Below are 22,018 nucleotides of genomic sequence, written 5' to 3' on the forward strand. Positions count from 1 at the left end.
TCCATCGAGGTTTTATCATGAGCCATGCAAAAAAAGTCGTTGTGATTACTGGCGCTTCCCAAGGGATCGGCGCGGCGCTGGTCAAGGCCTACCGTGATCTCGATTACCGGGTGGTTGCCACCGCCCGCTCGGTCAAGCCGTCCACAGACCCGGACATCCTCACCGTCGCCGGTGACATTGCCGACCCGGCCACCGCCGAGCGCGTCATCCGTGAAGGCGTCGCCCGTTTTGGTCGCATCGACAGCCTGATCAACAATGCCGGGATCTTTATCGCCAAGCCGTTCACCGCCTACACCCACGAAGACTATGCCAACGTGCTGGCGGTGAACCTGAATGGTTTCTTCTACATCAGCCAGCTGGCGATTACCGAAATGGAGAAACAAGGCAAGGGCCATATCGTCAATGTCACCACCAGCCTGGTGGATCACGCCATTGACGGGGTGCCGTCGGTACTGGCCTCGCTGACCAAGGGTGGGCTCAATTCGGCGACCAAGTCCCTGGCCATCGAGTACGCCAAGCGCGGGATCCGGGTCAATGCGGTCAGCCCCGGGATCATCAAGACCCCGATGCATGCCGAAGAAACCCATGAGGCACTGGGCCGCCTGCATCCGGTCGGGCGGATGGGGGAAACCAGCGATATCGTCCAGGCGATTGTCTACCTGGAGTCGGCCGGGTTTGTGACGGGTGAGATCCTGCATGTGGACGGTGGGCAGAGCGCCGGGCACTAAGCACCTGAGCTGAAGAAGAACGCCTCGACCTGTAGGATTCGGGGCGTTTTTATTGGAGGTCGACGGCCAGGCTCAATCCATGTTGGGTAAAGGACTCCGTTGGCCGGCGTTCTGAAAATCGGCAATCTGCTGCCACATCGCAAGCGGATTGGAATACATGGGAAAGTGGCCACACTGCGCGATGGGGGCCAGCCGCACGCCTTCAGCCTGGATATGCGAGAGATAGGACAACGAGGCGTTCTGTTCGCCATACATGAACATGCGCGGGCATTTCAGGCCGAGAAATTTGCCCATCAGGTCCGCGTTATCGGAAAGCTCAACCATTGACTGGAAGATCCCGCGCACCGCGCCGGCCCGCACCTTGTGTCGCAAGCTGGCCGAATAAAGCGCACTGGCATACGCCGGAGCCTGGCGGGTACGCTCGATAAACGCGGCAAAAAAAGCCTCGGGATCGTCCGCCGGATAATCGACGATCTGTCGGCTGAGAAAGCAGTCTTCCGGGGCAATATTGCCCTCGATATCGACGAAGCTGAGTATCCGCTGCGGGAACTGATGGGCCAGCATCAGCGCGGTGAGTCCGCCCATGGAGTGACCGACCAGATGGAAGCGCTCGATACCGAAATGCTCCAGCACCTGCAAGGCCGTCTGCAGCAGGAAAGGGATGGAGATCCTCGATAAATCACTGCACTGGCTCTCACCACAGCCCGGCGCGTCGTACGCGACAAAGGGATGACCGGAAAAGGCACCCTGCAGCACGATGTCAGCATAGTCTTCCTTGGTCGAGCCAAAACCATGCAGGAAGACAATGGGCACCAAGTCACCCTCACGATAAATGGCCGCCACGTTCAGTTGAACCCCTTCGACTGTAAGAGGGAGCTGCGTATGGGTGAATGTTTCCGGTGAGGGCACGGAGGTAACTCCTTGAACAAAAGGTTTTCGCACGGACACGAATTGCCGACGGTACGGGCGACAATCTCAAGGGAATCAGGTTTTCTGTAAATTCCTGATTCAGGAAGGTTTTCATACGCAAAACCTATCAGCCTTGAAAAACACCCCGCTCACACCTTGGCCTGGAACCGGGCGACCAGCGCTTCGACCAATGGATGGGGTCGGCTGGTATTCCAGGCCATCGCGGTGGTGACCACCTGCAACTTCTGGCTCAGCGGCCGGAACACCACATTGGCGGGAGCCAGCTTTTTCAGCGACGCCGGTACCAGCGCAATACCTTGGCCATAGCTGACAAAGGCGATCTGCGACGCGACCGAACGCACTTCATGCAAGACACGCGGGGAGAAACCACTGGCCCGACAGGTCGCAATCAGGTTATCGAAATACACCGGGCTGACCTTCCGAGAAAACATCACCAAGGCTTCGTTGGCCAGACTCGACAGACTGATACGCGAACGCGAGGCCAATGGGTGATCGACGGGCAATGCCACCACCAGACGATCTTCCGTCAATGGCAGTGACCGGATCGACGCCCCCAGATCACCGTCCAGCCGGGCAAACGCCAGATCGATATCCCCGGCCTCCAGCGCCGGGACGGCTTCAACGCTGTCGATTTCCCGCACCGACACCGTGAGGTGCGGGTATTCACGCTTCAGTTGTTCGATCAGCCCCGGCAACACGTCAAACATGGCCGTTGAAATCGCGCCGATGGTCAACAGGCCCGACTGCCCCGCCACCGCCTCTTCCACGGCCAGTTCCAGACGTTCCAGTTGCTCGGCGAACTTGCGTACCGCCGGCAGGATCGCGGCCCCGACCGGGGTCAGTTTCGCACCCCGTCGCGAACGCTCGAAGAGCGTGACCTTGAGCGCTTGTTCCAGGACCTGGATCTGCTCGCTCAACGGTGGCTGGGACATGCCCAGACGCTTGGCGGCGCGGCCGAAATTCTGTTCCTCGGCAACCGCCAGGAACAACCAGAGGTGACGAATCAGACGGAAATTGATCATGGTTTATCCATAGGTTCAGCGTATCCAACGCTTCTGTGATTAGTAATATACCTATCAAACCTCCTCGCCGACACTGGGCGCCTCCGTCACCACAGGGGCTCCCCCATGACCCACAAGAGTTTGCTGGAACGCTTGGCGGCGCTGGACACCAACACCGTGTCCGATGCGCTCGATTTCCTCGGCCTGCCCGGCGCCACGGTAGGGCTACGTCCGCTGTGGAAGTGCCCGAAAATCGTCGGCCGGGCCAGTACCGTACTGCTGGCCCCCAAGTCCGATAAAACACCCACCGTGCACCTGATCACTCCGGTGGTCGAACAGATCGACAGCGACGATCGTGTACTGGTGATTGCCGGCGGTCTCGAAGGCATTTCCTGCTGGGGCGATATCCTCGCCAATGCCGCGTCCGCCAAGCAGGTACGCGGCACGGTGATCGACGGTTTCAGTCGCGATATCGACGGCAGCGCAGCGATCGGCTACCCGGTCTACGGCCGTGGCGTCACGATGATCAGCGCGCGCAATCGTGTGGTGCAGGTCGATGCCGCCGTGACAATCAACGTGGCCGGCGTGGCCGTCAGCGAGGATGACTATGTGATCGCCGACAACTGCGGCACGGTGTTCGTCTCCACTGTCCACATCGATAAAGTGCTCGACCTTGGCGAACGTATTGCCCGTCGCCAGGACGGCATGGTCGAGGCCGTGCGCAGCGGCCGCTCGGTGGCCGAGGTGATGCATGACACCCAGTTCGAAGCCATCCATGTGGAGCACAGCCGATGAGCCCGGAAGACCGCCAACTGGTCGCCCTCTTCGAGGGACTCGACACCCCGGGCGTGTCCGATGCCATGGACAAGCTCGGCCTGCCCGGCCAATGCTTCGGGATCGCGCCCCTGGGCAATTACAGCCAGGTGATCGTCGGCCCGGCGTTCACCGTGCAGTACGTCACGGCCAGCGTGCCGCCCGGCACCGTGGGTGACTTTATCGAGGACGTGGCGCCCGGTGACATCGTGGTCATCGACAACGGCGGGCGCACCGACTGCACGGTCTGGGGCGACATCATGACCCAGTACGCCGGCGCACGACGGATTGCCGGCACCGTTATCGACGGTGTCTGCCGAGACGTGAACAAGGCGCTGGGCGATGGCTACCCGATCTTCAGCAAGGGCCGCTTCATGCGCACCGGCAAGGACCGCGTACAGGTTCAGTCAGTCAACCAACCGGTGTCCATCGGCAGCGCCCGGGTTTGCGCCCGCGACATCGTGGTCGCCGATGCCAACGGCGTGGTGATCGTGCCCCGTGCCCGTGCCGTCGAAGTAGCGGCCTATGCCCGCCAGATCGAAACGGTCGAAGCCGAGATTCGCGCCCTGATCAACCAAGGCAAAACCCTGAAAGAAGCCAGGGCCGCATTGGGTTATCACAACCTGCAGAGGAAAGTATGAGCATCGATATTCAACGCCTGAACCGGCGCCTGGCCAGCGCGCAACCGTCGGCGACCTACCGGATCATGGACCGGGTGGCGGAACGGCGGGCGCAAGGCGCAACGATCATTTCACTCTGCGCGGGCGAACCGGACTTCGATACGCCCGCGCATGTACGCGCAGCGGCCATTGATGCCATCGAACACGGCCACACCCGCTACACCCAGGTCGCCGGTGTCCGTTCGCTGCGTGAAGCGGTGGCCGCCAAGTTCCGGCGCGAGAACGGCCTGGACGTCACCTGGCAGGACACCCTGGTCTGCAACGGCGGCAAACAGGTGATCTACAACGCCCTGGCGGCCACGCTGAACGAGGGCGACCAGGTCATAGTACCCGCGCCCTACTGGGTCAGTTACCCGGAGATGGTCCAGCTGTGCGGTGGCGAAACCCGGATCGTCGTCTGTGATGCCGATACGGGTTTCAAGCTGACCGCCTCGGCACTGAATGACGCAATCACGCCGCAGACCCGCTGGCTGATCCTCAATTCGCCGTCCAACCCCACCGGCGCGGTGTACAGCCGGGAGGAGCTCCAGGCACTGGCCGAGGTATTGCTGGCCCATCCCCAGGTGCTGATCCTGGCCGATGATATCTATGAACACCTGATCTTCGACGATCAAACCTTCCATACCCTGGCCCAGGTGGAGCCACGGCTGGCAGCGCGAACCCTGACCATGAACGGCGTCTCCAAGGCCTATGCCATGACCGGCTGGCGCATCGGCTTTGCCACCGGGCCACGCTGGTTGCTGGATGCCATGGAAAAGCTGCAAGGGCAACAGACCTCGGGGGCGAGTTCGGTTTCACAACAAGCGGCACTCGCGGCACTGGAAGGCCCCAAGGACTTCATCCAGGAAAGCCGGGCGGTTTTCCAGCGTCGTCGCGACTTGATGGTGGCACTGCTGAATGACATACCAGGACTGGAATGCGTGAGTCCGGCGGGCGCGTTCTATGCTTTTGCCTCCTGTGCCGGCCTGATTGGCAGCACCTCTCCCGCAGGGCGAGTACTGCACAACGATGAAGATATCGCCCATGCGCTGCTGGATGAAGCGGATGTCGCCGTTGTGCAGGGCAGCGCGTTCGGGTTGGGGCCTTATATCCGTATCGCCTATGCCTTGGATGACGATTCGCTACGTCAGGCCTGCGATGCCATTCAACGGTTTTGTCGTTCATTGCGTTAAGCCGGAACAGGCAACTGCGGACATAATGCCCGTTCGGAGCGCGCCAACCCCGGCCTCCCTAGCCGGGTAGCACAACCGTCGTTACTTGCGAGCGGCTTTTTCCAGCATGCGGTTGGCCCGTTCGTTGGCCTCGTCGGCCGTGCGTTGCGCCTGGGCGGCGGCGGCCATTGCCTGCTCGGCCTTGGTGTAGGCCTCATCAGCTTTTAAGCGGGCCGACGCGGCATTGTTTTCCGCGGAGTCCAGGCGCGCATCCATTTCACGGGCATGTTGATGACTGCAACCCGCGGTTGCCGCCAGCATCACGCCCAGTACTGCAACAGACAGAAACTTGTTCATGGTATTGCCCTCGGTAAGTGCACTTGAGAAATCAGATGGTCCGGAAAGTATCGGGGCTGAAGAAAACCGAACTCTGATCTTTATCAACTAACGGCGCGAATGTCGGACACAACCCTTCGCCCAAAGGGCAACACCCGTGGACCGCAGATCCAGGCATTTTTGATATAACTCAATGATTTCCCAGCCCCAAAGCGTAGAACTCGGAAGTGGCCGGTCTGTTGCGCTGCGTCATGAACGACGAACCCGAATAGCCCGGCGTTGAAAATACCGCCCTCTCCCCTCTTTGCTCCCTGGGCCAAGGTCATGAAAAAGACTCATCAGTGGAACCTGTCGTATTTCTTCATCGCCTTGTTGGCGTTTGCCGCACTGCAGATGTTCCTCGGTCAACAACACCCCGTGGAAAGCCTGCCCTACAGCCAGTTCCTCCAACTGCTGGACGCTCACAAAGTCAGTGACTTGCAAGTGGAAAAGGATCAGATCAGCGGCAAGCTGCAAGAACCCATCAATGGCCATGATCGATTCAGCACGGTACGCGTCGACCCCGCCCTGGCGACCGAACTGGCACAGTCCAATGCCTCCTTCTCCGGGGTCACTGAAAACACCTTGCTCACCGGCTTGATCGGCTGGCTGCTGCCCTTTGTCATGATCATGGTGGTCTGGCACTTCCTGTTCCGCGGCATGGCCGAGAAGCAGGGCCTCGGCGGAATGATGAATGTCGGCAAGTCGCGGGCCAAGGTCTTTGTCCAGCGCGATACCGGCGTGACCTTTGCCGATGTCGCCGGTATCGACGAGGCCAAGGCCGAGCTGGTGGAAATCGTCTCCTTCCTCAAGGACAAGGAACAATACTCGCGCCTGGGCGCCCATATTCCCAAAGGCACGCTGCTGGTCGGTCCTCCGGGGACCGGCAAGACCCTGGCGGCCAAGGCCATTGCCGGTGAAGCCGGCGTACCGTTTTTTTCCATCTCGGGGTCCGAATTCGTCGAGATGTTCGTTGGCGTCGGCGCCGCCCGGGTCCGTGACCTGTTCGAGCAGGCACGGCAGGCCGCCCCCTGCATTATTTTCATCGACGAGCTGGATGCCTTGGGCAAGGCGCGCGGTGTGGGAACCCTGGGGGGCAACGATGAAAAAGAACAGACCCTCAATCAGCTACTGGCGGAACTGGATGGCTTTGACCCCCGCGAAGGGGTGGTCCTGCTGGCGGCGACCAACCGCCCGGAAATTCTTGATCCCGCCCTGCTGCGCGCCGGTCGCTTTGATCGGCAGATCCTGATCGACCGTCCCGACCGCAAGGGACGCCTGGCCATTCTCAAGGTCCACCTGCAGAAAATCACCCTGGACCCCGGCACCGATGCCGAGCGAATTGCCGATATCACCACTGGTTTTACCGGGGCCGACTTGGCCAACCTGATCAATGAAGCCGCAATCGTCGCCACCCGCCGGGCAGGCTCGAGCGTCAACCTGCAGGACTTCACCAACGCGGTAGAACGCATCGTCGTGGGCCTTGAACATAAAAGCAGCCTGCTGCATCCCGAAGAACGCCTGATCGTGGCCTATCACGAGATGGGACATGCCCTGGCTGCCGCGACCCTGCCCGGGATGGACCCGGTGCACAAAGTGTCCATTATCCCCCGCGCCGCCGGCTCATTGGGCTACACCTTGCAGCGACCGACCGAAGACCACTTCCTGATCAGTTGCCAGATGCTCAAGGATCGGATTGTGGTGCTGATGGCCGGACGCGCGGCCGAATACATCGTCTATGGCCAGATCTCCACTGGTGCGGCCGACGATCTGGCACGCGCCACCGATATCGCCCGGCAGTTGATCACCCGCTTCGGCATGAGCGCCGAGCTCGGCCAGTCGGTACTGGAACGGCGGTCTTCCACCTATCTGGGTGAACATCTGCCTGGCATGGGCGAAAAAGACTACTCGGAACAGACTGCCCGGGAGATCGACCTGGGTATTCGTGTCTTGCTCGATGAAGCCTATACACGTGCGCAGGCGCTGCTCAAGCAGCGGCGCGCCGATCTGGATAGCGGTGCCAACCTGTTGATGGAGAAGGAGACGCTCACGCCCGAGGAGTTCCCCGCCCTGATGCCGTCGGCCTGCGAAGCCCGTCATGTTATCGCCCTCACCGGCCCATTGGGTCAGGCCGTGGACGGGACCACGCCCCTCTTCGAGCGGCACCGCTGAACAACATGGGCAGCTGATCTGGGATCGCTGCAACATCACTGTTTCAGGAGAATCGTCATGCATGCCATGGTCCTGCACGCCCCCGGCCAGCCCCTGCAATCGGAGGAGCGGCAGATTCCGCATCCAGCGCAAGGGCAACTGCTGATCAAGGTGCTGGCCTGTGGCGTGTGCCGCACGGATCTGCATCTGCTGGACGGAGAACTGCCCCAGGCGGTGCTGCCCAGGGTGCCCGGGCATGAAATCGTCGGTGAAGTGATCGCTGTCGGCAGCGATGTCGCCTCCAGCTGGATCGGCCAGCGGGTCGGCGTGCCCTGGTTGGGCTGGACATGCGGGGAATGCGAATTCTGCCGCTCGGGCCGGGAAAATCTCTGCGAGCAAGCGCAATTCACCGGCTGTCACCTGGACGGCGGCTATGCGCAATACACAGTGGCCGATGCCCGATTCTGCTTTGCCCTGCCCGAAGGCATGAGCGCGACTGAAGCCGCGCCCCTGCTCTGCGCCGGCTTGATCGGCTTTCGCGCCTTGCGCATGGCCGGCACGGCGCAGCACCTGGGTCTCTACGGCTTCGGCGCGGCGGCCCATCTGGCGATCCAGGTGGCGCTGGGCCGGGGACAGCAAGTCTATGCCTTCACCCGGCCCGGAGACACCGAAGGCCAGGCTTACGCTCGTGCACTCGGCGCGACCTGGGCGGGCCCTTCGGACCAGCCGTCCCCCCACCTGCTGGATGCGAGCCTGATCTTTGCCCCGGTCGGTCCGTTGGTCCCACAGGCGCTGGCCTCCACGGTCCGCGGGGGCTGTGTGATCTGCGCCGGTATTCATATGAGCGATGTGCCAGGTTTTCCCTACCGGCTACTGTGGGGCGAACGCTGCATACGCTCGGTAGCCAATCTCACGCGCGACGACGGCACGGCATTTTTCGACGAAATCCGCCGCACACCGGTACATTGCGACGTCACGGTTTTTCCCCTGGCCGAGGCCAACCAGGCCTTGGCGCAACTCAGGGCGGGAGCGGTCAAGGGGGCAATCGTGCTGACCCCCTGGCCAGCAACCGAGCAGGATCACGATGCGCTCTAGCGAGTTGTCATTACCCTCTGAAAATATCGAAAGGCTCGATTCTCAGGACCTTGCGGATACCCACATAGCTGGAGACCCCGGCGATCAGGAGCACCATGACGAAGGCCAGCCCGAGGTTCCAGAACGTGATGATGGCCGCGTAGTTGGGCAGGTTGGAGCGCGCCACGGAGATCATCAGCGTGACCAGGCCGATACCCAGTCCATAACCGGTCATCGCCGTGAACGTGGCCATGAACAGGATCATGTAGATCAGTTCACGGCTCTTGGCGCCAATGGCCTTGAGGGCGGCAAACTTGTCCAGGTTTTCCAGGATAAAGGTGTAGAAGGTCTGGCCGGAAATCGACAGACCGACCAGAAAGCTGATGACTGTCATCATCAGGATATTGGTGCCTACCCCGGTCTGATAGATGTAGTAATTGGCGATGCGCTGGTTGAACTCGTCCTTGGTCAGGGCGATGTACCCCAACTTCGAGACCTGTTGCTTGATCTGGCTCACGGCCGCTTCATCGCGGGGATCCAGGAGGATATAGGAGATGGTGAACCGGGTGGTCGGCAGGTATTCGATGGCGCGCCGGTAGGTGGTGTAGAGCGTCGGCACCCCGGTCAGGCCGCTGGTGAGGACCTTGGCAATGCCGACAATGGTGCCGCGATGATCATTGAGCTCGAAGGCGGTGCCTATCCTTGGGTTCTCCAGCTTCGAAAACTCGGCATCGTGGACCATGATGAACGCGTTTTCGGCGTAGATATCCTCGATGGCCCCCTGCTCCAGTAACGGCCGGCCGAACAGGCTGGTGTCGTCCAGGCCGATCACACTGACCGACTGGTAAGTGCCGCTGGCCAGCCGGACCTGGGCGCCGCCGATGAAAATCGGCACGGCATAGCGGACCTGGTCCATGCTGCGCACTGCATCAAGCAGGTAATCCGGCAGCGGGATGACGCTGGTCGGGGTGTTCACGGCAGGGTCCAGGATCCACATCGCCGCACCGATATTGGTCACCGTCGAGTAGGCCCGGTTGAGGATCCCGGCAAACATCGCCGTCATCTGCATCATCAGGAATACCGAAAAGGTAATACCCACCAGCAACGCGGAAAACTTGGAGCGGTCATTGACCAGGAGTTTGAAACCTATGCGCAGAATGCCGAAGTGCTTCATGGGCCGGGCCTGCTGCCGGTGGCGTCGACTCGGTTCCACCAGCCCCCCCCAGGGCAACGAACAGGCCGACGGTGTCCTGATGACGTTGGGCAAGCGCCTGCAAATAGGCGATGTTGACCTGATGCAGTTGCACATCGGCAGCCAGCAGATCCAGATAGGTCACCAGGCCCGAGCGATAGTTGGCTTGCAACAACCGCAAGGCCTCTGCGGAGGCGGCCTGGGCTTCGGCTTGCTTTTGCAAGGCCTGGGCATCGAACTCCAGTGCCTTGAGGGTATCGGCGACCTGGGCGAAAGATTCCAGCACCACTTCCCGATAACTCGCCGCGGCCTGCTGATAGGCATCGATCGCGGCCTTGCGGCCAAACCACAGGCTGCCACCCTGGAACAGCGGGATATCGATCGACGGCCCGACACTCCAGAAACGCCCGGCACCGGCGAACAATGATCCGGGGCTTGATCCGGCAGTGCCATAGGTGCCAGTCAGGCTGAAGCTGGGAAACATCGCCGCCGTAGCCACGCCGATAGCGGCGCTGGCCTGGTGCAGCTGTGCTTCGGCGGAGAGGATGTCCGGGCGCTGGCGGACCAATACCGAAGGCAGGCTGACGGGGAGATCCTTGGGTAACGACAGCCCGCTCAACTGGATGTCCGGGAGTTTGACTTCGGACGGTACAACGCCTTCCAGGGTGGCCAGCAAATGCTCGGCCTGGCTGACTTTCTGCCGCAGGGCCGGCAACAGCGCCTCGTTGCTGGCGATCAGGCTTTGCAAGCTGAGGATCGCCGAATACGGCGTCGTACCGCTGCGTACCTGCACCTGGGTGGTTTGCAGCTGCTGCTTTTGCAGTTCGATCAGTTGTTCGGTGGCCTGGATCTGCGCGGCATAAGCTGCGCGAGCAATGGCGGCATTGACGACATTGGCGGTCAAGGTGAGGTAAGCCGCCTGGGTCAGCCAGGTCTGATGATCGACCTGGGCCTGCAGGCCTTCCACGGTTCGACGTTCGCCGCCGAAAATATCCAGGGTGTAGCTGATCGTGCCACTCAAGGTCACGACATTGAAGATCGAGCCCTTGGTACCCAGTCCTTGCTGGATGGGTGCGCTGCGCTCACGATCGGCACCCGCGTGAACGTCCAGGTGCGGGTAGAAAACCCCATAGCCGGCCATGAGCGTATCCTGGCTTTGCCGCAAGCTGGCCTCGGCTGCCCGCAGGGTCATGTTGTTGGCAATCGCCTGATGGACCACCGCATCCAGCGAAGCGGACTGGAACAGCCGCCACCAGTCAGGCGCGACCTCGGCCCCCGGCAAAAAGCGCTGCGCCTGCCCTTGGGCGGCCACGGTGGCGCTGATCGGATCGCGAATATAACCCTCCTGTGCCGGGGCCGCCGGACGTGAGAAATCCGGACCGAGGGTGCACGCGCTGGTCAGCGTCAACAAGCTGAGGACCAGCCAGCGGCCACAGGGCCGCATCGGGCGAAACACGCGCGACTGGTCCATTATTTCTGCCCTATGAAAACATCCACCAACTGCCCCGGGTACACCATCGGGAGGTCTTTTTTCTCAAAGCGGAAAATCACCGGCAAGACCCTCAGGTCGACTTTCTCCTGGCGCTGATCGGACAACTCGATTTTCGGCGAAACATAGGGCTGCACCCGCACGAACTCCAGCGGTACCTTGATCTCCGTGCCATGGATCTGCATCTGCGCGCGGATATGTTCAGGCGCCGGCAAGCGGGCAATCAGGATCTCGTCGATGTAACAGCGCACGGCCAGATGATCCTGCTCGGAACTCATGACCAGCAACGGCGTGAACCCCTCGGTGTAGGTGTTATAGGCGCCCTGGGACGACACATAGCTGCCGACGGTGCTGTTGATGGCCAACACCACCCCATTCGCGGGCGCCTTGATCGCATACTGCGCCAGCGTCGCCGCCGCGGCCTTCAACGCCGCCTGGGCCTGGGCCGCCGTGTCCCTGGCGGTATCGAGGGTATCCTTGCTGATCGACTTGGGGTCCATGCCGTAGGAGGCCAGACGCTTGTTGTACTGGTCCCGGGCAGTGCTCAGATTGGCCTGTGCCAACTCGAAATTGGCCCTGGGCACGGCATCGTCAAGGGTCACCAACGGCATCCCCAGGGTCACCTTCTGCCCCTCGTGCACCAACAGTTGCGTCACTGGCCCGGCCACCTGCGGGTAAATCACGATGTCGGAGCCGCCGGACTGTTCACTCTCGATAATGCCGTTGGCATAAATCGCGGTCTCATAGGGACTGCTCGCCGGGGCGAAGACCGGCGGCGGCGTCTGTGGAGTGCGCCCAAACAGATAGGCGGCCACCAGGCCCGCCAGGACACCGAGTACGGCCACACCGAACAGCAGGCGGTTTTTCATGAGGCGACCCGTTCCAGTTCGGTGATGCGCCCGTCTTCCATGTGAATGATGCGATCGGCGTACTCGTTGATCCGCGCATCGTGGGTGACGATCAGGATGCACCGCTGCTGGTTGAGGATATGGGTCTTGACGAAGGCGATGATCATTTTCCCGGTATCGCCATCGAGGGACGCGGTCGGCTCGTCGAAGATCAGAATCTGTGGTTCGCCGACAATCGCCCGGGCAATGGCCACCCGTTGTTGTTCGCCGCCGGACAGCTTGACCGGCAGAATATCCCCGCGATCCTTGAGGCCGACCACTTCCAGGCTGCGCCGAGCCCGGACAATGGCATCGTCCCAGTCGTGATGCTGGAGAATCAGCGGAATCGCCACATTCTCGGCGGCGGTCAAGCGCGCGAAGAGGTGATAGTCCTGAAACACGAAGCCAATGTTATTGAGGCGCAGCTCGGCCAATTGGTCAGTGCCTAGGCTCCAGATATCCTGGCCATTGATGGTCACCGTGCCGGCATCGGGGCGCAGGATGCCGGAGATCATGCTGAGAAACGTGGTCTTGCCACTCCCGGAAGGACCGACGATAAACACCATCTCGCCAAACCCGGCGACCAGTGATACCTGGTTGACCGCCTGCATGCGCGCATTGCCTTCGCCAAACCATTTGCTCAGGCCGTTTGAAACGATCGCCGGATGCGTTGTAGAAACGACTGGAGCGGTACTCATGATCTCTCCTGCCCGGCATGCCATGGTATGGAAATGGCTACGCGGTGTTTGCCAGCCTTGGGTACATCGGTTGTGACGGCGCGCTTTCCCGGGTCTCCGTTGGAAACTCCAGGGGGTGTGGCAAGTATCTGGCGCCCTTGCCAATGCCCCCTGATCTTTATCAACAAATGGCCATCTATCGGTCTACAAAAAGCACTGTTGATTTAGCTCAATAATTTTTCGTCGCCCCAGGGTAGAAAGCACTGATCGGTACCAGGCGCGAGGGTGGTAGGCGATCATTTTTCTTCCATTGCTGGAGGCCGACCATGCTGGCAGTCACCCTGATCAATACACTGGCCGTCATCGTCGTCGTGGTGATCCACTACGAGTGCCTGTTACGGCTGAACGACTGGCTGCCCCGACTCAAGCTCTCGAACCGTTTCAGGATTGTCATCGGGGTATTCGGCGCGCTGGTCGCCCACGCGGCGGAAGTCTGGTGCTTCGCCCTGGTCTATTACCTGATGGTCAGTTCCGGCAAATGGGGAAGCCTGGAGGGCAACTTCGATGGCTCGTTCATGGACTGCGTGTACTTTTCCTTCACCACCTACACCACGATCGGTTTCGGCGACATCTCCCCCGTCGGCCACCTCAAGTACCTGACCGGGCTGCAGGGCTTGACCGGCCTGGTGCTGATTTCCTGGACCGCCTCGTTTCTGTTTCTCGAAATGCAGAAATACTGGAAGAACAAATAGCCCTCGAGGCCGCCGTCAGGCTCCGGACTTGATTTTCATCAAGTCCGAAACCCGAAGTTCAAGCTCAATGACATGGCAGGTCGAGCATCAGGTTGTCGGTTGTCACCGGCTCTCCAGGCTGATGCCGCCATTGATCCATGACCTCTTCGCAGAGTCCTCGCACCATGACCGACACCCTTGAGTCCCCAGCCATTTCCACCAAGGCCTTGCGCAAATGCTTCGACCACTTCGTGGCGCTCGAAGGTTTGGACCTGCAAGTGCCCCATGGCTGTATCTTCGGCCTGCTGGGTCCCAATGGCGCCGGCAAGAGCACCGTTATCAAGATGCTGACCACCTTGCTCGACCCCACCTCCGGCTCGGCAACGGTGGCCGGTTTTGATATTGCCCGTCGACCGATCGAGGTCCGCCGCCATATCGGCTATGTGCCACAGATGCTTTCGGCTGACGGAGCATTGACCGCCATTGAAAACTTGAACCTGTCGGCCCGTTTGCAAGGCCTGCGCGGCGCCAAAAGGCAGGCGCGGGTGAAAGAGGCGCTGGCGTTCGCCGGGCTTGAAGAGACCGCATCGAAATTGGTCCGGACCTACTCCGGCGGCATGATTCGCCGCCTTGAAATCGCCCAGGCCACGCTGCACTACCCACAAGTCCTGTTCCTCGATGAACCGACCATCGGCCTCGACCCCATCGCCCGCCGGACCGTATGGGAACGCTTGCTGCAATTGCGCCAGAGCAAAGGCACCACCATCCTGATCACCACCCACGACATGGAGGAAGCCGACGTGCTTTGCGACGAGCTGGCGATTCTTCACCAGGGGCGCCTGGCCGTCGTCGGCAAACCCGCTGAACTCAAGGCGCAGGTGGGCAAGCAGGCCAGCCTGGACGATGTGTTCGTTTACTTCAGTGGCGTCAGTATTGAGCAGGGCGGCAACTATCGCGGTACTCGCGAGAGCCGCGATGTCGCTCAGAGGTTGGGATGATGAGCCTGTTCGATTACCTCAATGAGACATTCGCGGTCTGCAATGCCGAGGTGCGCAAGCTGATTCGCGACCCCACCGAGTTGCTGTCGCGAGCCGTCCAGCCGGTGCTGTGGCTGGCGATATTCGGGCAGGTTTTCAGCCAGGTACGCGGCATCCCCACGGGCAACCTGCGCTACCTGGATTACATGGCGCCGGGCATCCTGGCGCAAAGCATTCTGTTCAGCGCCATTTTCTACGGCATCGCCATTATCTGGGAGCGTGACCTGGGTATCGTCCACAAGCTTCTGGTGACCCCGGCGCATCGTAGCGCCCTGATCATGGGCAAGGCCTTTGCCGCCGGCCTGCGCGGGCTGGTACAGGCGATCGTGGTCTATCTGGTGGCCATCGCCTTGAAAGTCGAAATCCGCTGGGAGCTGCTGCCGATCCTCACCGTTGCCGCGGGGGTGTTCGTCGGCTCGTGTATTTTCTCGACCTTTTCCCTGGTGATTGCCTGCATCGTCAAGACCCGGGAGCGCTTCATGGGGATCGGCCAGGTCCTGACCATGCCGCTGTTCTTTGCCTCGAACGCCATTTACCCGCTGGAGCTGATGCCCGGTTGGCTGAAAGTTGTCGCGGTCTGCAACCCACTGACCTACCTGGTAGATGCCTTGCGCGGCGGCATGATTGTCGGCGGCAACAGTGTGTATGCCTTGAGTACGAGCTTTGCGGTAATGCTGTCGGTTTTCGCCCTGCTTTTACTGCTGGCGGCCAGGCTTTATCCCGGATTGGCGCGCTGAGAAAACATTCATCAAGGCACTCGGGGTCTTCTGACATAGATCAGATTCCCCCCCGTGCGCCACTCCTATGCTCGACCTGACAATCACGGTACCGGCAGGGGCTGAAGATGAAAAAGTCAGGTTTGATCGCTCAATGCTTGTTGGTGGCAGCCAGCGCTTTTCTGTTGCCCTCCACCCAGGTCATGGCGAATCCACAAATGCCAGCGTCAGGGGGGATGTTCAAACTCCATTCGGAGTTCGACTGGATCAAACATACCCAACTGACCCTTGACGATCTCAAAGGCAAACTGAATCTGAAAGCGGAGCAATTGCCGGCCTGGGAGACCTGGTCGTCAGGGGTCCTGGCCGATGCCAAGGAGCAACTGAAAAAGGACAACGGCGAAGGTGAAAAGGACGCCGCCGCCCCGAAGGCACTGGTTGACCAGACCACGCCGGAAAGAATGGCCAGGGGCATAGAGCGCCTGCGCGCCCAGACCCAGTGGATGCAGGCCCACCTGGTACGCCTGGATGCGGCGCAGGTGCGTACCCAGGCCTTCTACGACACCTTGGCCGCCGAACAGAAGACCATTTTCGATCTGTTCTGGACAGTGATGCACCACCGGGCCTCCGCCGCCGATGGTTGGCAGATGCCCATGCAATCGCTCACCCCGGCGCAGGAAGAAGACCGCGACGAAACCGTCGAACAATAAGCGCCACTGAACGTTCCATTATTGGACAGAGATCATGAATATCGATTCGGTAAAACGTTGCGTTCTCGTGGGCATGCTTGTGATCGCTACCAGTCTCGCGGTACCAGCCAGCGCCGCACCGCGCGGAGGCGGTTATCGAGGCGGCGCGGGTTGGTGGGGGCTGGCGCTTGGCCTGGGCCTGGGTTGGGAGGCGGGACGTCTCAGCGGCCCGTATTACGCTCCGGCTTATCCGGTCTACTACTACCCGGTCCCTGAGTACTACTACCCGGATATCCCGCCCTCGGTGGTGATCGCAGCACCGCCGGTGGTCACCGCGCCTGCGACGCCCTCTGCGGCAAACTGGTATTACTGTCCGTCAGCCAAGGGCTACTACCCCTATGTGCGCGAGTGTCCTGAAGGCTGGCGGATGGTGCCGGCGACACCCCCGCGCCCAAGTAGGAGCAACGGTCTGATCGCCCGGTTCAGCCAATCCAGCGGATCTGCGCCTCGTTGCGCTGGACCGGGGCCGGCACGGACTTGGGATGCCCCAGGATGATCGGCGCAACCGGCAACCATTCGGCGGGAAGACCCAGCAGGCCCTTCCCCTCCGGCGTATCGAGAAAAGTCTGGGCAAACCCGATCCAGCAGCTGCCGAGCCCCTCGGCATAGGCGGCGAGCATCAGGTTCTCGGCAGCCAATGCGCAATCTTCGACCATCCACTGGCCTTGGGTGCTCCCCGAAATCAGGATGAGCACCGGTGCCTGATAGAAGATCTGGAAATCCGCATCATTAAGCACCGAATGGAAGTGCTCGGACAGGGTTGCCGCGGGCATGGTCGCGAGCATGTGGGCCTTGGCCTCGCGAGAGATCCGATTCAGCAACGCCTGATCACGTATCACCGTGAACGTCCACGGTTGCTGGTTGACCGCACTGGGCGCCTGGATGGCGGCATTGATCAAGCGCTGAATAAGCGGTTCGTCAACGGCTTGCGTGGTGTATTCGCGTATCGAGCGACGGCCCGAGATCGCCTCATTGATATTCATGAATGTAGACCTCCGATAGTGTCCTTTCACACAGTCGCGCGGCAACGATGAGCTAACCTTGATATAGATCAAGTCAGCACTCCGGACAGTGCCATGTCACACGGCTTTGACTTTCATCATATGGACGCGGCCGGACTCGACACACACTGAATCCGCCTCGCATTCGCGAGACGGATGACGCGAGTGAGCGTGACTTGCGCAGGAGCGCTCAGATGTGCGGTAAATTCATGGTGTGTGTCGTGCTGGCGGGTCTCTGCGCACTGGCCTGGGGCACGGACGGCGTCACACCGCCCGCGGAACCCCGTGTCGCGATTCTGGTTTACCACCGTTTCTCGGAAACGGCGGACGACTCGATGACCGTGCGCATGAGCACCTTCGAAGCCCAGTTACAGGTTCTGCACGAGCGTGGCTACCAGATCGTGCCGCTGCGTGAGGTGGTCGACTGGCTGCGCGATCCCCATGCGACGCTGCCGCCGAAGCCGGTGGTGATCACAGTGGACGACGGGCATCGTTCGGTCTTCGAAAAACTGCTGCCCATCGTGTTGCGCGATCGCTTTGCGGTCACGCTGTTCATCTATCCATCGGCGATCTCGAACGCTTCCTATGCGCTGACCTGGGAGCAATTGCGGACCCTGAAGCAGAGCGGGCTGTTCGACATCCAGTCGCACACCTACTGGCATCCCAATTTCAAGGTCGAGCGCAAACAGCGTACGCCCGCCGACTTCGAACAGTTCGTCCGCACGCAACTGGACAATTCACGTCGCCGTCTCGAGGCTCAAACGGGCGCGTCTATCGACATGCTCGCCTGGCCTTACGGCATCTACGACGACGAATTGCTCGTACTGGCCGCCGAAGAGCACTACGTGGCCGCCTTCACCCTCGACGCCCGCAAGACCGACCGCCACGCACGGCTGCTGGCACTGCCGCGCTTCCTGATGATCGATGCCTATGGCGCCAAGGCGTTCGCCCGCCTGCTCGGCGAACCGGATACCCCGACGACACCCGCAACGGGGAACACACCATGACCCTCCGTTCCTCAAGGCGATACGCGATTGCGCTACTGCTCACCATTGCAACCCTGCTGACAGGCCAGGAAGCCCTGGCCGTGAGCGGCATCGTGCTCGACTCAAGCACGCAGGAGCCACTGGTCGGCGCAATCATCACCACCTCGGCCGGCGTCACCCGCACCGATGAGCACGGGCGCTTCGAGACCGCCCAGGCGGCCACGAGCGTCGGGGCTCGCGCGCCCGGGTATCTGCGTGCGCAAGCCCAGGTGTCCGACGAAACGCCCATCACCCTCCTATTGACCCCATTTCGTCCGAAAGCGGTCTATCTGTCGGTATTCGGCGTGACCAGCGCGAGCCTGCGCAACCAAGCCGTAAGCCTGTCCCAGAGCACGGTCATCAATGCCTTGGTCATCGACGTCAAGGGCGATCGCGGCCTGACGCCCTATCACAGCGCGGCCCGCGAGAAGAGTGGCGCCACCGCCCATCTGGCCGAGCGCTCACCGCAGGTACAGGACTTTCCGGCACTGCTGGCCAGGCTGCATGCGCAACACCTGTACCTGATCGCGCGCATCGTGGTGTTCAAGGACGACCCGCTCGCCAGCGCGCATCCGGAATGGAGCGTGCACACCACGCAAGGCGCGCCATGGCGCGATAACGAAAAGCTGCAATGGATGGACCCGTTTTCCCACGACGTCTGGCAGCACAATCTCGATATCGCCGATGAGGCAGCACAAATGGGCTTCGATGAGGTCCAGTTCGACTATGTGCGCTTTCCCGACAAGGGCGGATTACACTTTGCCCAGCCGAATACCCGGGGCAACCGGACAGCGGCGATCGTCGGTTTCCTGCAAGCCGCCCGCGCGCGACTGGCGCCCTACAACGTATTCGTCTCCGCCGACATCTTCGGCTATGTTTGCTGGAATCTCGACGACACCGCCATCGGCCAGCAACTCGAAACCCTCGGCGCACCGCTGGACTATATTTCGCCGATGCTCTATCCATCCGGTTTCACCTGGGGACTGCCGGGGCTGAGCAACCCGGTCAGCGATCCCGGCCAGATCGTCAGGCGCTCCCTGGCGGAGGCCGTGAAGCGCACCCACCTGCCAGGCGTGCGTTTTCGTCCGTGGCTCCAGGCCTTTCGCGATTATGCCTTCGATCATCGCGTATTTGACGCCGCCGCGATCAGTGCCCAGATAAAGGCCGCCGACGCCGCCGACAGCGATGGATGGATGTTATGGAACCCGCACAATCACTACGCCGCCGCCGATTTGCCGCAACGTTGATCGGGGCACTGAAAGTCTCGGTGCTCCTCGCCGGCCTGGCAACAATACAGATCGCCGGGGCCGCCGACCTCGATGCGGCCGCTCGCCTGCAAGCCGCACGGATCGTCGAGGGGCAGATCGCCGCCGGGCGTATCCCGGGGGCCGTCGTGCTGATCGGGGACGCCAGCCATGTGTTCTATCGCCAGGCCTTTGGACAGCGCGCCACACTACCGGCCCCTGAGCCGATGACACTGGACACCGAGTTCGATCTCGCCTCGCTGACCAAGGTCATCGCCACCACCACGGCGATCATGCAACTGGCCGAAGCCGGCCGCCTCGACCTGGATGCCCCCGTTGCACACTATTGGCCGGCCTTTGCAGCCCACGGCAAGGACAGGGTAACCGTGCGCAACCTGTTGGCGCACACCTCCGGGCTACGCGCGGGCCTGCCCGCACGCCCCGCTCAGCCGGGCCGCGAAGGCGTATTGAAGGCCATCGCCGCAGAGTCTCCGCGCAGCACGCCCGGTGAACGGGTCATCTACAGCGACCTGAATTTCGTGGTCCTCGGCGAACTGATCGAGCGGGTCAGCCACCGTTCGCTCGATGCCTATTGCCAGGCTTATATCTTTGCTCCACTCGGCATGCGCGACACGCTCTTTCTCCCGGACGTCCGGCGAGCGGCACGCAGTGCCCCGACAACCCCGGACAAGGCCGGCATGCGCCAGGGCCGCGTGCACGATCCGACCGCCCAATGGATGGGCGGTGTCTCCGGCAATGCCGGGCTGTTTTCCACCGCGGACGACCTCGCCCGCTTCGCGCAGATGCTACTGAACGACGGACGCGTGGGCAGCACGCCGATCCTGCGACCGCAGAGCATTAGCGCACTCGCCACGGCCGCCTCGCCCCTCGCGAGCCCGCCGTGGCGCGGACTCGGCTGGGAACTGGCCGCCCCCTTGGTGCCCAATCGTGATCGTCTACCGCCCATTGGCATGCTCGGCCACACCGGATATACCGGCACGGGCCTGTGGATCGATACCCAGACACACCAGTTCATCGTCATCCTGAGCAACCGCGTGCATCCGAATGATCGCGGTGACGCGCGCCCGCTGCGTGCCCAGTTGCTCGCGCTGCTGGCCAGCCGGGCGACACCGACCAGCACCGCGCAAATCGCTCGATTGCAGCCGTCGGCATGGCCGGCGTTGCAGGCCGCCACCCAGTTGCCCACCTCGATCGGCCCGGTGCAGACCGGTATCGACGTACTGGAGGCGCAGCAGTTTGCAGCACTCGCCGGCCTGCGCGTGGGCCTGATCACCAATCGCAGCGGCTTCGACGCCAACGGTCGGCGCACCGTCGACGTGCTCGCCCATGCGCCAGGCGTCAGGCTGACAGCACTGTTCTCGCCGGAGCACGGGCTGAACACCGATCTCGACGAGCGGGTCGGCGACACCCTCGACAGCGCCACGGGCCTCACCGTCCATAGCCTCTACGGTGCGACACAGCGCTTCCCGGCCGGCTCGCTCCAGGGGCTAGATGCGCTGGTCTTCGATATCCAGGATGCCGGCGTGCGTTTCTTCACCTACGAGACCACATTGGGCTACGCACTCGAAGCCGCGGCGGCACAAGGCATACCGCTGTTTGTCCTGGACCGCCCCGATCCGCTCGGCGGGCAGCGCTTCGGCGGGCCGCTGCTGGACAGCCGCCACACCTCATTCACCGGTTATTTCCCGCTTCCGCTGCTCCCCGGCATGACCGTCGGCGAACTGGCAAGTCTGTTCAACCACAACAAGCACATCGGCGCGGACCTGCGCGTCGTACCGATGCAAGGCTACCGCCGCTCCATGACCTTCGCCGACACAGGCCTGGGCTGGGTGCCGCTCTCACCGAACCTGCGCACGCTGCCGCAACTGGACCTGTACCCGGAAGTCGGCTTGCTCGAAGGTGCGAATTTGAGTGTCGGACGCGGCACAGCGCATCCGTTCGAATGGATAGGCGCCCCCTGGATCGACGCCGGCCGACTGGCAGACAGGCTGAATGCACTGGATACAGGCATGCATTTCGAAAAGATCGATTTCGTCCCCACCGAGTCGACCTGGCGCGGTCAACTCTGTCATGGCGTCAGCATCGTGCGCGACACCACCGCCACTCCGCGTCCCGTCGCCAGCCTCGGCTTGACGCTGCTCGCCACCCTGCACGCGCTCTACCCCGACACCTTCGATCTGGCGGCGACCAGGGCGTCGGTCGGTTCACAAGCGGTGTGGCAAGCGATCCACGACGGCGCGGCAGCGGACGCGGCGCAAGCGCTCGATGCCTCGTCCCTTGAGCGCTTCGCGCGACTGCGCCAGGAGAGTTTGCGCTATTGAGCGAGCCAGCCATCTGGGTAACGGC

At 61.8% G+C, this 22,018-nt stretch carries 21 protein-coding genes; 13 read left to right on the forward strand and 8 right to left on the reverse strand.

Translation table 11 applies throughout. The annotated features are described in order from the left end of the window. Positions 1-17: 17 nt before the first annotated feature. A complete protein-coding gene (locus M5C01_RS20745) occupies positions 18-728 on the forward strand; it encodes an SDR family oxidoreductase (protein WP_152740869.1) in 711 nt (236 codons plus the stop codon). 72 nt (positions 729-800) lie between these two features. Here the strand turns inward: M5C01_RS20745 and M5C01_RS20750 are convergent, their stop codons facing one another. Beyond that, complete coding sequence (locus M5C01_RS20750; RefSeq protein ID WP_178129942.1) at positions 801-1,637, reverse strand: alpha/beta hydrolase; 837 nt, start codon at positions 1,635-1,637, stop codon at positions 801-803. Between the two features lie 149 nt (positions 1,638-1,786). Continuing rightward, the gene (locus tag M5C01_RS20755; RefSeq protein WP_152740868.1) at positions 1,787-2,680 is read right to left on the reverse strand and encodes a LysR family transcriptional regulator; all 894 of its coding nucleotides are present in this window, start codon (positions 2,678-2,680) and stop codon (positions 1,787-1,789) included. Positions 2,681-2,785: 105 nt separating this feature from the next. On the opposite strand from M5C01_RS20755, the gene M5C01_RS20760 reads away from it, so the two are divergent. From M5C01_RS20760 to M5C01_RS20770, 3 genes are read left to right on the forward strand one after another with little or no spacing between them, the layout of a single operon-like run. Next, on the forward strand, positions 2,786-3,454 hold the full coding sequence (locus M5C01_RS20760) for an RraA family protein (RefSeq protein WP_152740867.1): 669 nt from the start codon (positions 2,786-2,788) through the stop codon (positions 3,452-3,454). After that, complete coding sequence (locus tag M5C01_RS20765) at positions 3,451-4,113, forward strand: RraA family protein (RefSeq protein ID WP_152740866.1); 663 nt, start codon at positions 3,451-3,453, stop codon at positions 4,111-4,113. The genes M5C01_RS20760 and M5C01_RS20765 overlap by 4 nt, the downstream gene beginning before the upstream one ends. Further along, positions 4,110-5,324, forward strand: a complete 1,215-nt coding sequence (locus tag M5C01_RS20770; protein ID WP_152740865.1) for a pyridoxal phosphate-dependent aminotransferase — start codon at positions 4,110-4,112, stop codon at positions 5,322-5,324. The genes M5C01_RS20765 and M5C01_RS20770 overlap by 4 nt, the downstream gene beginning before the upstream one ends. An 81-nt stretch (positions 5,325-5,405) precedes the next feature. Here the strand turns inward: M5C01_RS20770 and M5C01_RS20775 are convergent, their stop codons facing one another. Then, positions 5,406-5,660: an Lpp/OprI family alanine-zipper lipoprotein gene (locus M5C01_RS20775; RefSeq protein WP_152740864.1), complete on the reverse strand. Its 255-nt coding sequence runs from the start codon at positions 5,658-5,660 to the stop codon at positions 5,406-5,408. A gap of 303 nt (positions 5,661-5,963) precedes the next feature. Between M5C01_RS20775 and ftsH the strand changes: the two genes are divergently transcribed. Together ftsH and M5C01_RS20785 are read left to right on the forward strand one after the other, a co-directional pair. Beyond that, a complete protein-coding gene (gene ftsH / locus M5C01_RS20780; RefSeq protein ID WP_152740863.1) occupies positions 5,964-7,850 on the forward strand; it encodes an ATP-dependent zinc metalloprotease FtsH in 1,887 nt (628 codons plus the stop codon). A 57-nt stretch (positions 7,851-7,907) separates the two neighbouring features. Then, entirely contained in the window at positions 7,908-8,924 is a 1,017-nt protein-coding gene (locus M5C01_RS20785) for a zinc-dependent alcohol dehydrogenase family protein (protein ID WP_152740862.1), read from the forward strand. A gap of 10 nt (positions 8,925-8,934) precedes the next feature. Here M5C01_RS20785 and M5C01_RS20790 read toward each other — a convergent pair whose 3' ends face one another. Genes M5C01_RS20790 through M5C01_RS20805 form a run of 4 tightly spaced genes read right to left on the reverse strand, consistent with a single transcriptional unit; the run spans position 8,935 to position 13,169 of the window. Then, complete coding sequence (locus tag M5C01_RS20790; protein ID WP_152740861.1) at positions 8,935-10,077, reverse strand: ABC transporter permease; 1,143 nt, start codon at positions 10,075-10,077, stop codon at positions 8,935-8,937. Beyond that, positions 10,028-11,566, reverse strand: coding sequence for an efflux transporter outer membrane subunit (locus M5C01_RS20795; RefSeq protein WP_152740860.1), 1,539 nt, complete (start codon positions 11,564-11,566; stop codon positions 10,028-10,030). The genes M5C01_RS20790 and M5C01_RS20795 overlap by 50 nt, the downstream gene beginning before the upstream one ends. Next, positions 11,566-12,453, reverse strand: coding sequence for an efflux RND transporter periplasmic adaptor subunit (locus M5C01_RS20800; RefSeq protein ID WP_152740859.1), 888 nt, complete (start codon positions 12,451-12,453; stop codon positions 11,566-11,568). Before M5C01_RS20800 ends, M5C01_RS20795 begins: the two co-directional genes overlap by 1 nt. After that, positions 12,450-13,169: an ABC transporter ATP-binding protein gene (locus tag M5C01_RS20805; RefSeq protein WP_103494346.1), complete on the reverse strand. Its 720-nt coding sequence runs from the start codon at positions 13,167-13,169 to the stop codon at positions 12,450-12,452. The genes M5C01_RS20800 and M5C01_RS20805 overlap by 4 nt, the downstream gene beginning before the upstream one ends. 305 nt (positions 13,170-13,474) lie before the next feature. On the opposite strand from M5C01_RS20805, the gene M5C01_RS20810 reads away from it, so the two are divergent. The 4 genes from M5C01_RS20810 to M5C01_RS20825 all read left to right on the forward strand — a co-directional run bounded on the left by M5C01_RS20810 (position 13,475) and on the right by M5C01_RS20825 (position 16,342). Next, positions 13,475-13,900, forward strand: a complete 426-nt coding sequence (locus M5C01_RS20810; protein ID WP_103494345.1) for a potassium channel family protein — start codon at positions 13,475-13,477, stop codon at positions 13,898-13,900. A 164-nt stretch (positions 13,901-14,064) separates the two neighbouring features. Beyond that, positions 14,065-14,877, forward strand: coding sequence for an ATP-binding cassette domain-containing protein (locus M5C01_RS20815; protein WP_152740858.1), 813 nt, complete (start codon positions 14,065-14,067; stop codon positions 14,875-14,877). Next, entirely contained in the window at positions 14,877-15,653 is a 777-nt protein-coding gene (locus M5C01_RS20820) for an ABC transporter permease (RefSeq protein WP_248764382.1), read from the forward strand. The genes M5C01_RS20815 and M5C01_RS20820 overlap by 1 nt, the downstream gene beginning before the upstream one ends. 107 nt (positions 15,654-15,760) lie before the next feature. After that, a complete protein-coding gene (locus M5C01_RS20825) occupies positions 15,761-16,342 on the forward strand; it encodes a Spy/CpxP family protein refolding chaperone (protein WP_103494344.1) in 582 nt (193 codons plus the stop codon). 461 nt (positions 16,343-16,803) lie between these two features. Here M5C01_RS20825 and M5C01_RS20830 read toward each other — a convergent pair whose 3' ends face one another. Then, on the reverse strand, positions 16,804-17,364 hold the full coding sequence (locus M5C01_RS20830) for a nitroreductase family protein (RefSeq protein WP_152740857.1): 561 nt from the start codon (positions 17,362-17,364) through the stop codon (positions 16,804-16,806). Positions 17,365-17,576: 212 nt separating this feature from the next. Between M5C01_RS20830 and M5C01_RS20835 the strand changes: the two genes are divergently transcribed. From M5C01_RS20835 to M5C01_RS20845, 3 genes are read left to right on the forward strand one after another with little or no spacing between them, the layout of a single operon-like run. Beyond that, positions 17,577-18,389 (forward strand): polysaccharide deacetylase family protein, encoded by an 813-nt coding sequence (locus M5C01_RS20835; protein WP_152740856.1) that lies wholly within the window; start codon positions 17,577-17,579, stop codon positions 18,387-18,389. Beyond that, positions 18,386-19,654 (forward strand): putative glycoside hydrolase, encoded by a 1,269-nt coding sequence (locus M5C01_RS20840; RefSeq protein ID WP_152740855.1) that lies wholly within the window; start codon positions 18,386-18,388, stop codon positions 19,652-19,654. Before M5C01_RS20835 ends, M5C01_RS20840 begins: the two co-directional genes overlap by 4 nt. Beyond that, on the forward strand, positions 19,606-21,993 hold the full coding sequence (locus tag M5C01_RS20845) for a serine hydrolase (protein WP_152740854.1): 2,388 nt from the start codon (positions 19,606-19,608) through the stop codon (positions 21,991-21,993). Before M5C01_RS20840 ends, M5C01_RS20845 begins: the two co-directional genes overlap by 49 nt. Positions 21,994-22,018: the final 25 nt, after the last annotated feature.

Source organism: Pseudomonas sp. MWU12-2319, assembly GCF_023242525.1.
Taxonomy (GTDB): Bacteria; Pseudomonadota; Gammaproteobacteria; order Pseudomonadales; family Pseudomonadaceae; genus Aquipseudomonas; species Aquipseudomonas gingeri_D.

What these genes read in the sequence shown, in the direction of transcription:
- M5C01_RS20745 (WP_152740869.1), top strand. Translation starts at nt 18, where the DNA reads ATGAGCCATGCAAAAAAAGTCGTTGTGATTACTGGCGCTTCCCAAGGG.
- M5C01_RS20755 (WP_152740868.1), bottom strand. Translation starts at nt 2,680, where the DNA reads ATGATCAATTTCCGTCTGATTCGTCACCTCTGGTTGTTCCTGGCGGTT.
- M5C01_RS20760 (WP_152740867.1), top strand. Translation starts at nt 2,786, where the DNA reads ATGACCCACAAGAGTTTGCTGGAACGCTTGGCGGCGCTGGACACCAAC.
- M5C01_RS20765 (WP_152740866.1), top strand. Translation starts at nt 3,451, where the DNA reads ATGAGCCCGGAAGACCGCCAACTGGTCGCCCTCTTCGAGGGACTCGAC.
- M5C01_RS20770 (WP_152740865.1), top strand. Translation starts at nt 4,110, where the DNA reads ATGAGCATCGATATTCAACGCCTGAACCGGCGCCTGGCCAGCGCGCAA.
- M5C01_RS20775 (WP_152740864.1), bottom strand. Translation starts at nt 5,660, where the DNA reads ATGAACAAGTTTCTGTCTGTTGCAGTACTGGGCGTGATGCTGGCGGCA.
- ftsH (WP_152740863.1), top strand. Translation starts at nt 5,964, where the DNA reads ATGAAAAAGACTCATCAGTGGAACCTGTCGTATTTCTTCATCGCCTTG.
- M5C01_RS20785 (WP_152740862.1), top strand. Translation starts at nt 7,908, where the DNA reads ATGCATGCCATGGTCCTGCACGCCCCCGGCCAGCCCCTGCAATCGGAG.
- M5C01_RS20790 (WP_152740861.1), bottom strand. Translation starts at nt 10,077, where the DNA reads ATGAAGCACTTCGGCATTCTGCGCATAGGTTTCAAACTCCTGGTCAAT.
- M5C01_RS20795 (WP_152740860.1), bottom strand. Translation starts at nt 11,566, where the DNA reads ATGGACCAGTCGCGCGTGTTTCGCCCGATGCGGCCCTGTGGCCGCTGG.
- M5C01_RS20800 (WP_152740859.1), bottom strand. Translation starts at nt 12,453, where the DNA reads ATGAAAAACCGCCTGCTGTTCGGTGTGGCCGTACTCGGTGTCCTGGCG.
- M5C01_RS20805 (WP_103494346.1), bottom strand. Translation starts at nt 13,169, where the DNA reads ATGAGTACCGCTCCAGTCGTTTCTACAACGCATCCGGCGATCGTTTCA.
- M5C01_RS20810 (WP_103494345.1), top strand. Translation starts at nt 13,475, where the DNA reads ATGCTGGCAGTCACCCTGATCAATACACTGGCCGTCATCGTCGTCGTG.
- M5C01_RS20815 (WP_152740858.1), top strand. Translation starts at nt 14,065, where the DNA reads ATGACCGACACCCTTGAGTCCCCAGCCATTTCCACCAAGGCCTTGCGC.
- M5C01_RS20820 (WP_248764382.1), top strand. Translation starts at nt 14,877, where the DNA reads ATGAGCCTGTTCGATTACCTCAATGAGACATTCGCGGTCTGCAATGCC.
- M5C01_RS20825 (WP_103494344.1), top strand. Translation starts at nt 15,761, where the DNA reads ATGAAAAAGTCAGGTTTGATCGCTCAATGCTTGTTGGTGGCAGCCAGC.
- M5C01_RS20830 (WP_152740857.1), bottom strand. Translation starts at nt 17,364, where the DNA reads ATGAATATCAATGAGGCGATCTCGGGCCGTCGCTCGATACGCGAATAC.
- M5C01_RS20835 (WP_152740856.1), top strand. Translation starts at nt 17,577, where the DNA reads ATGTGCGGTAAATTCATGGTGTGTGTCGTGCTGGCGGGTCTCTGCGCA.
- M5C01_RS20840 (WP_152740855.1), top strand. Translation starts at nt 18,386, where the DNA reads ATGACCCTCCGTTCCTCAAGGCGATACGCGATTGCGCTACTGCTCACC.
- M5C01_RS20845 (WP_152740854.1), top strand. Translation starts at nt 19,606, where the DNA reads ATGGAACCCGCACAATCACTACGCCGCCGCCGATTTGCCGCAACGTTG.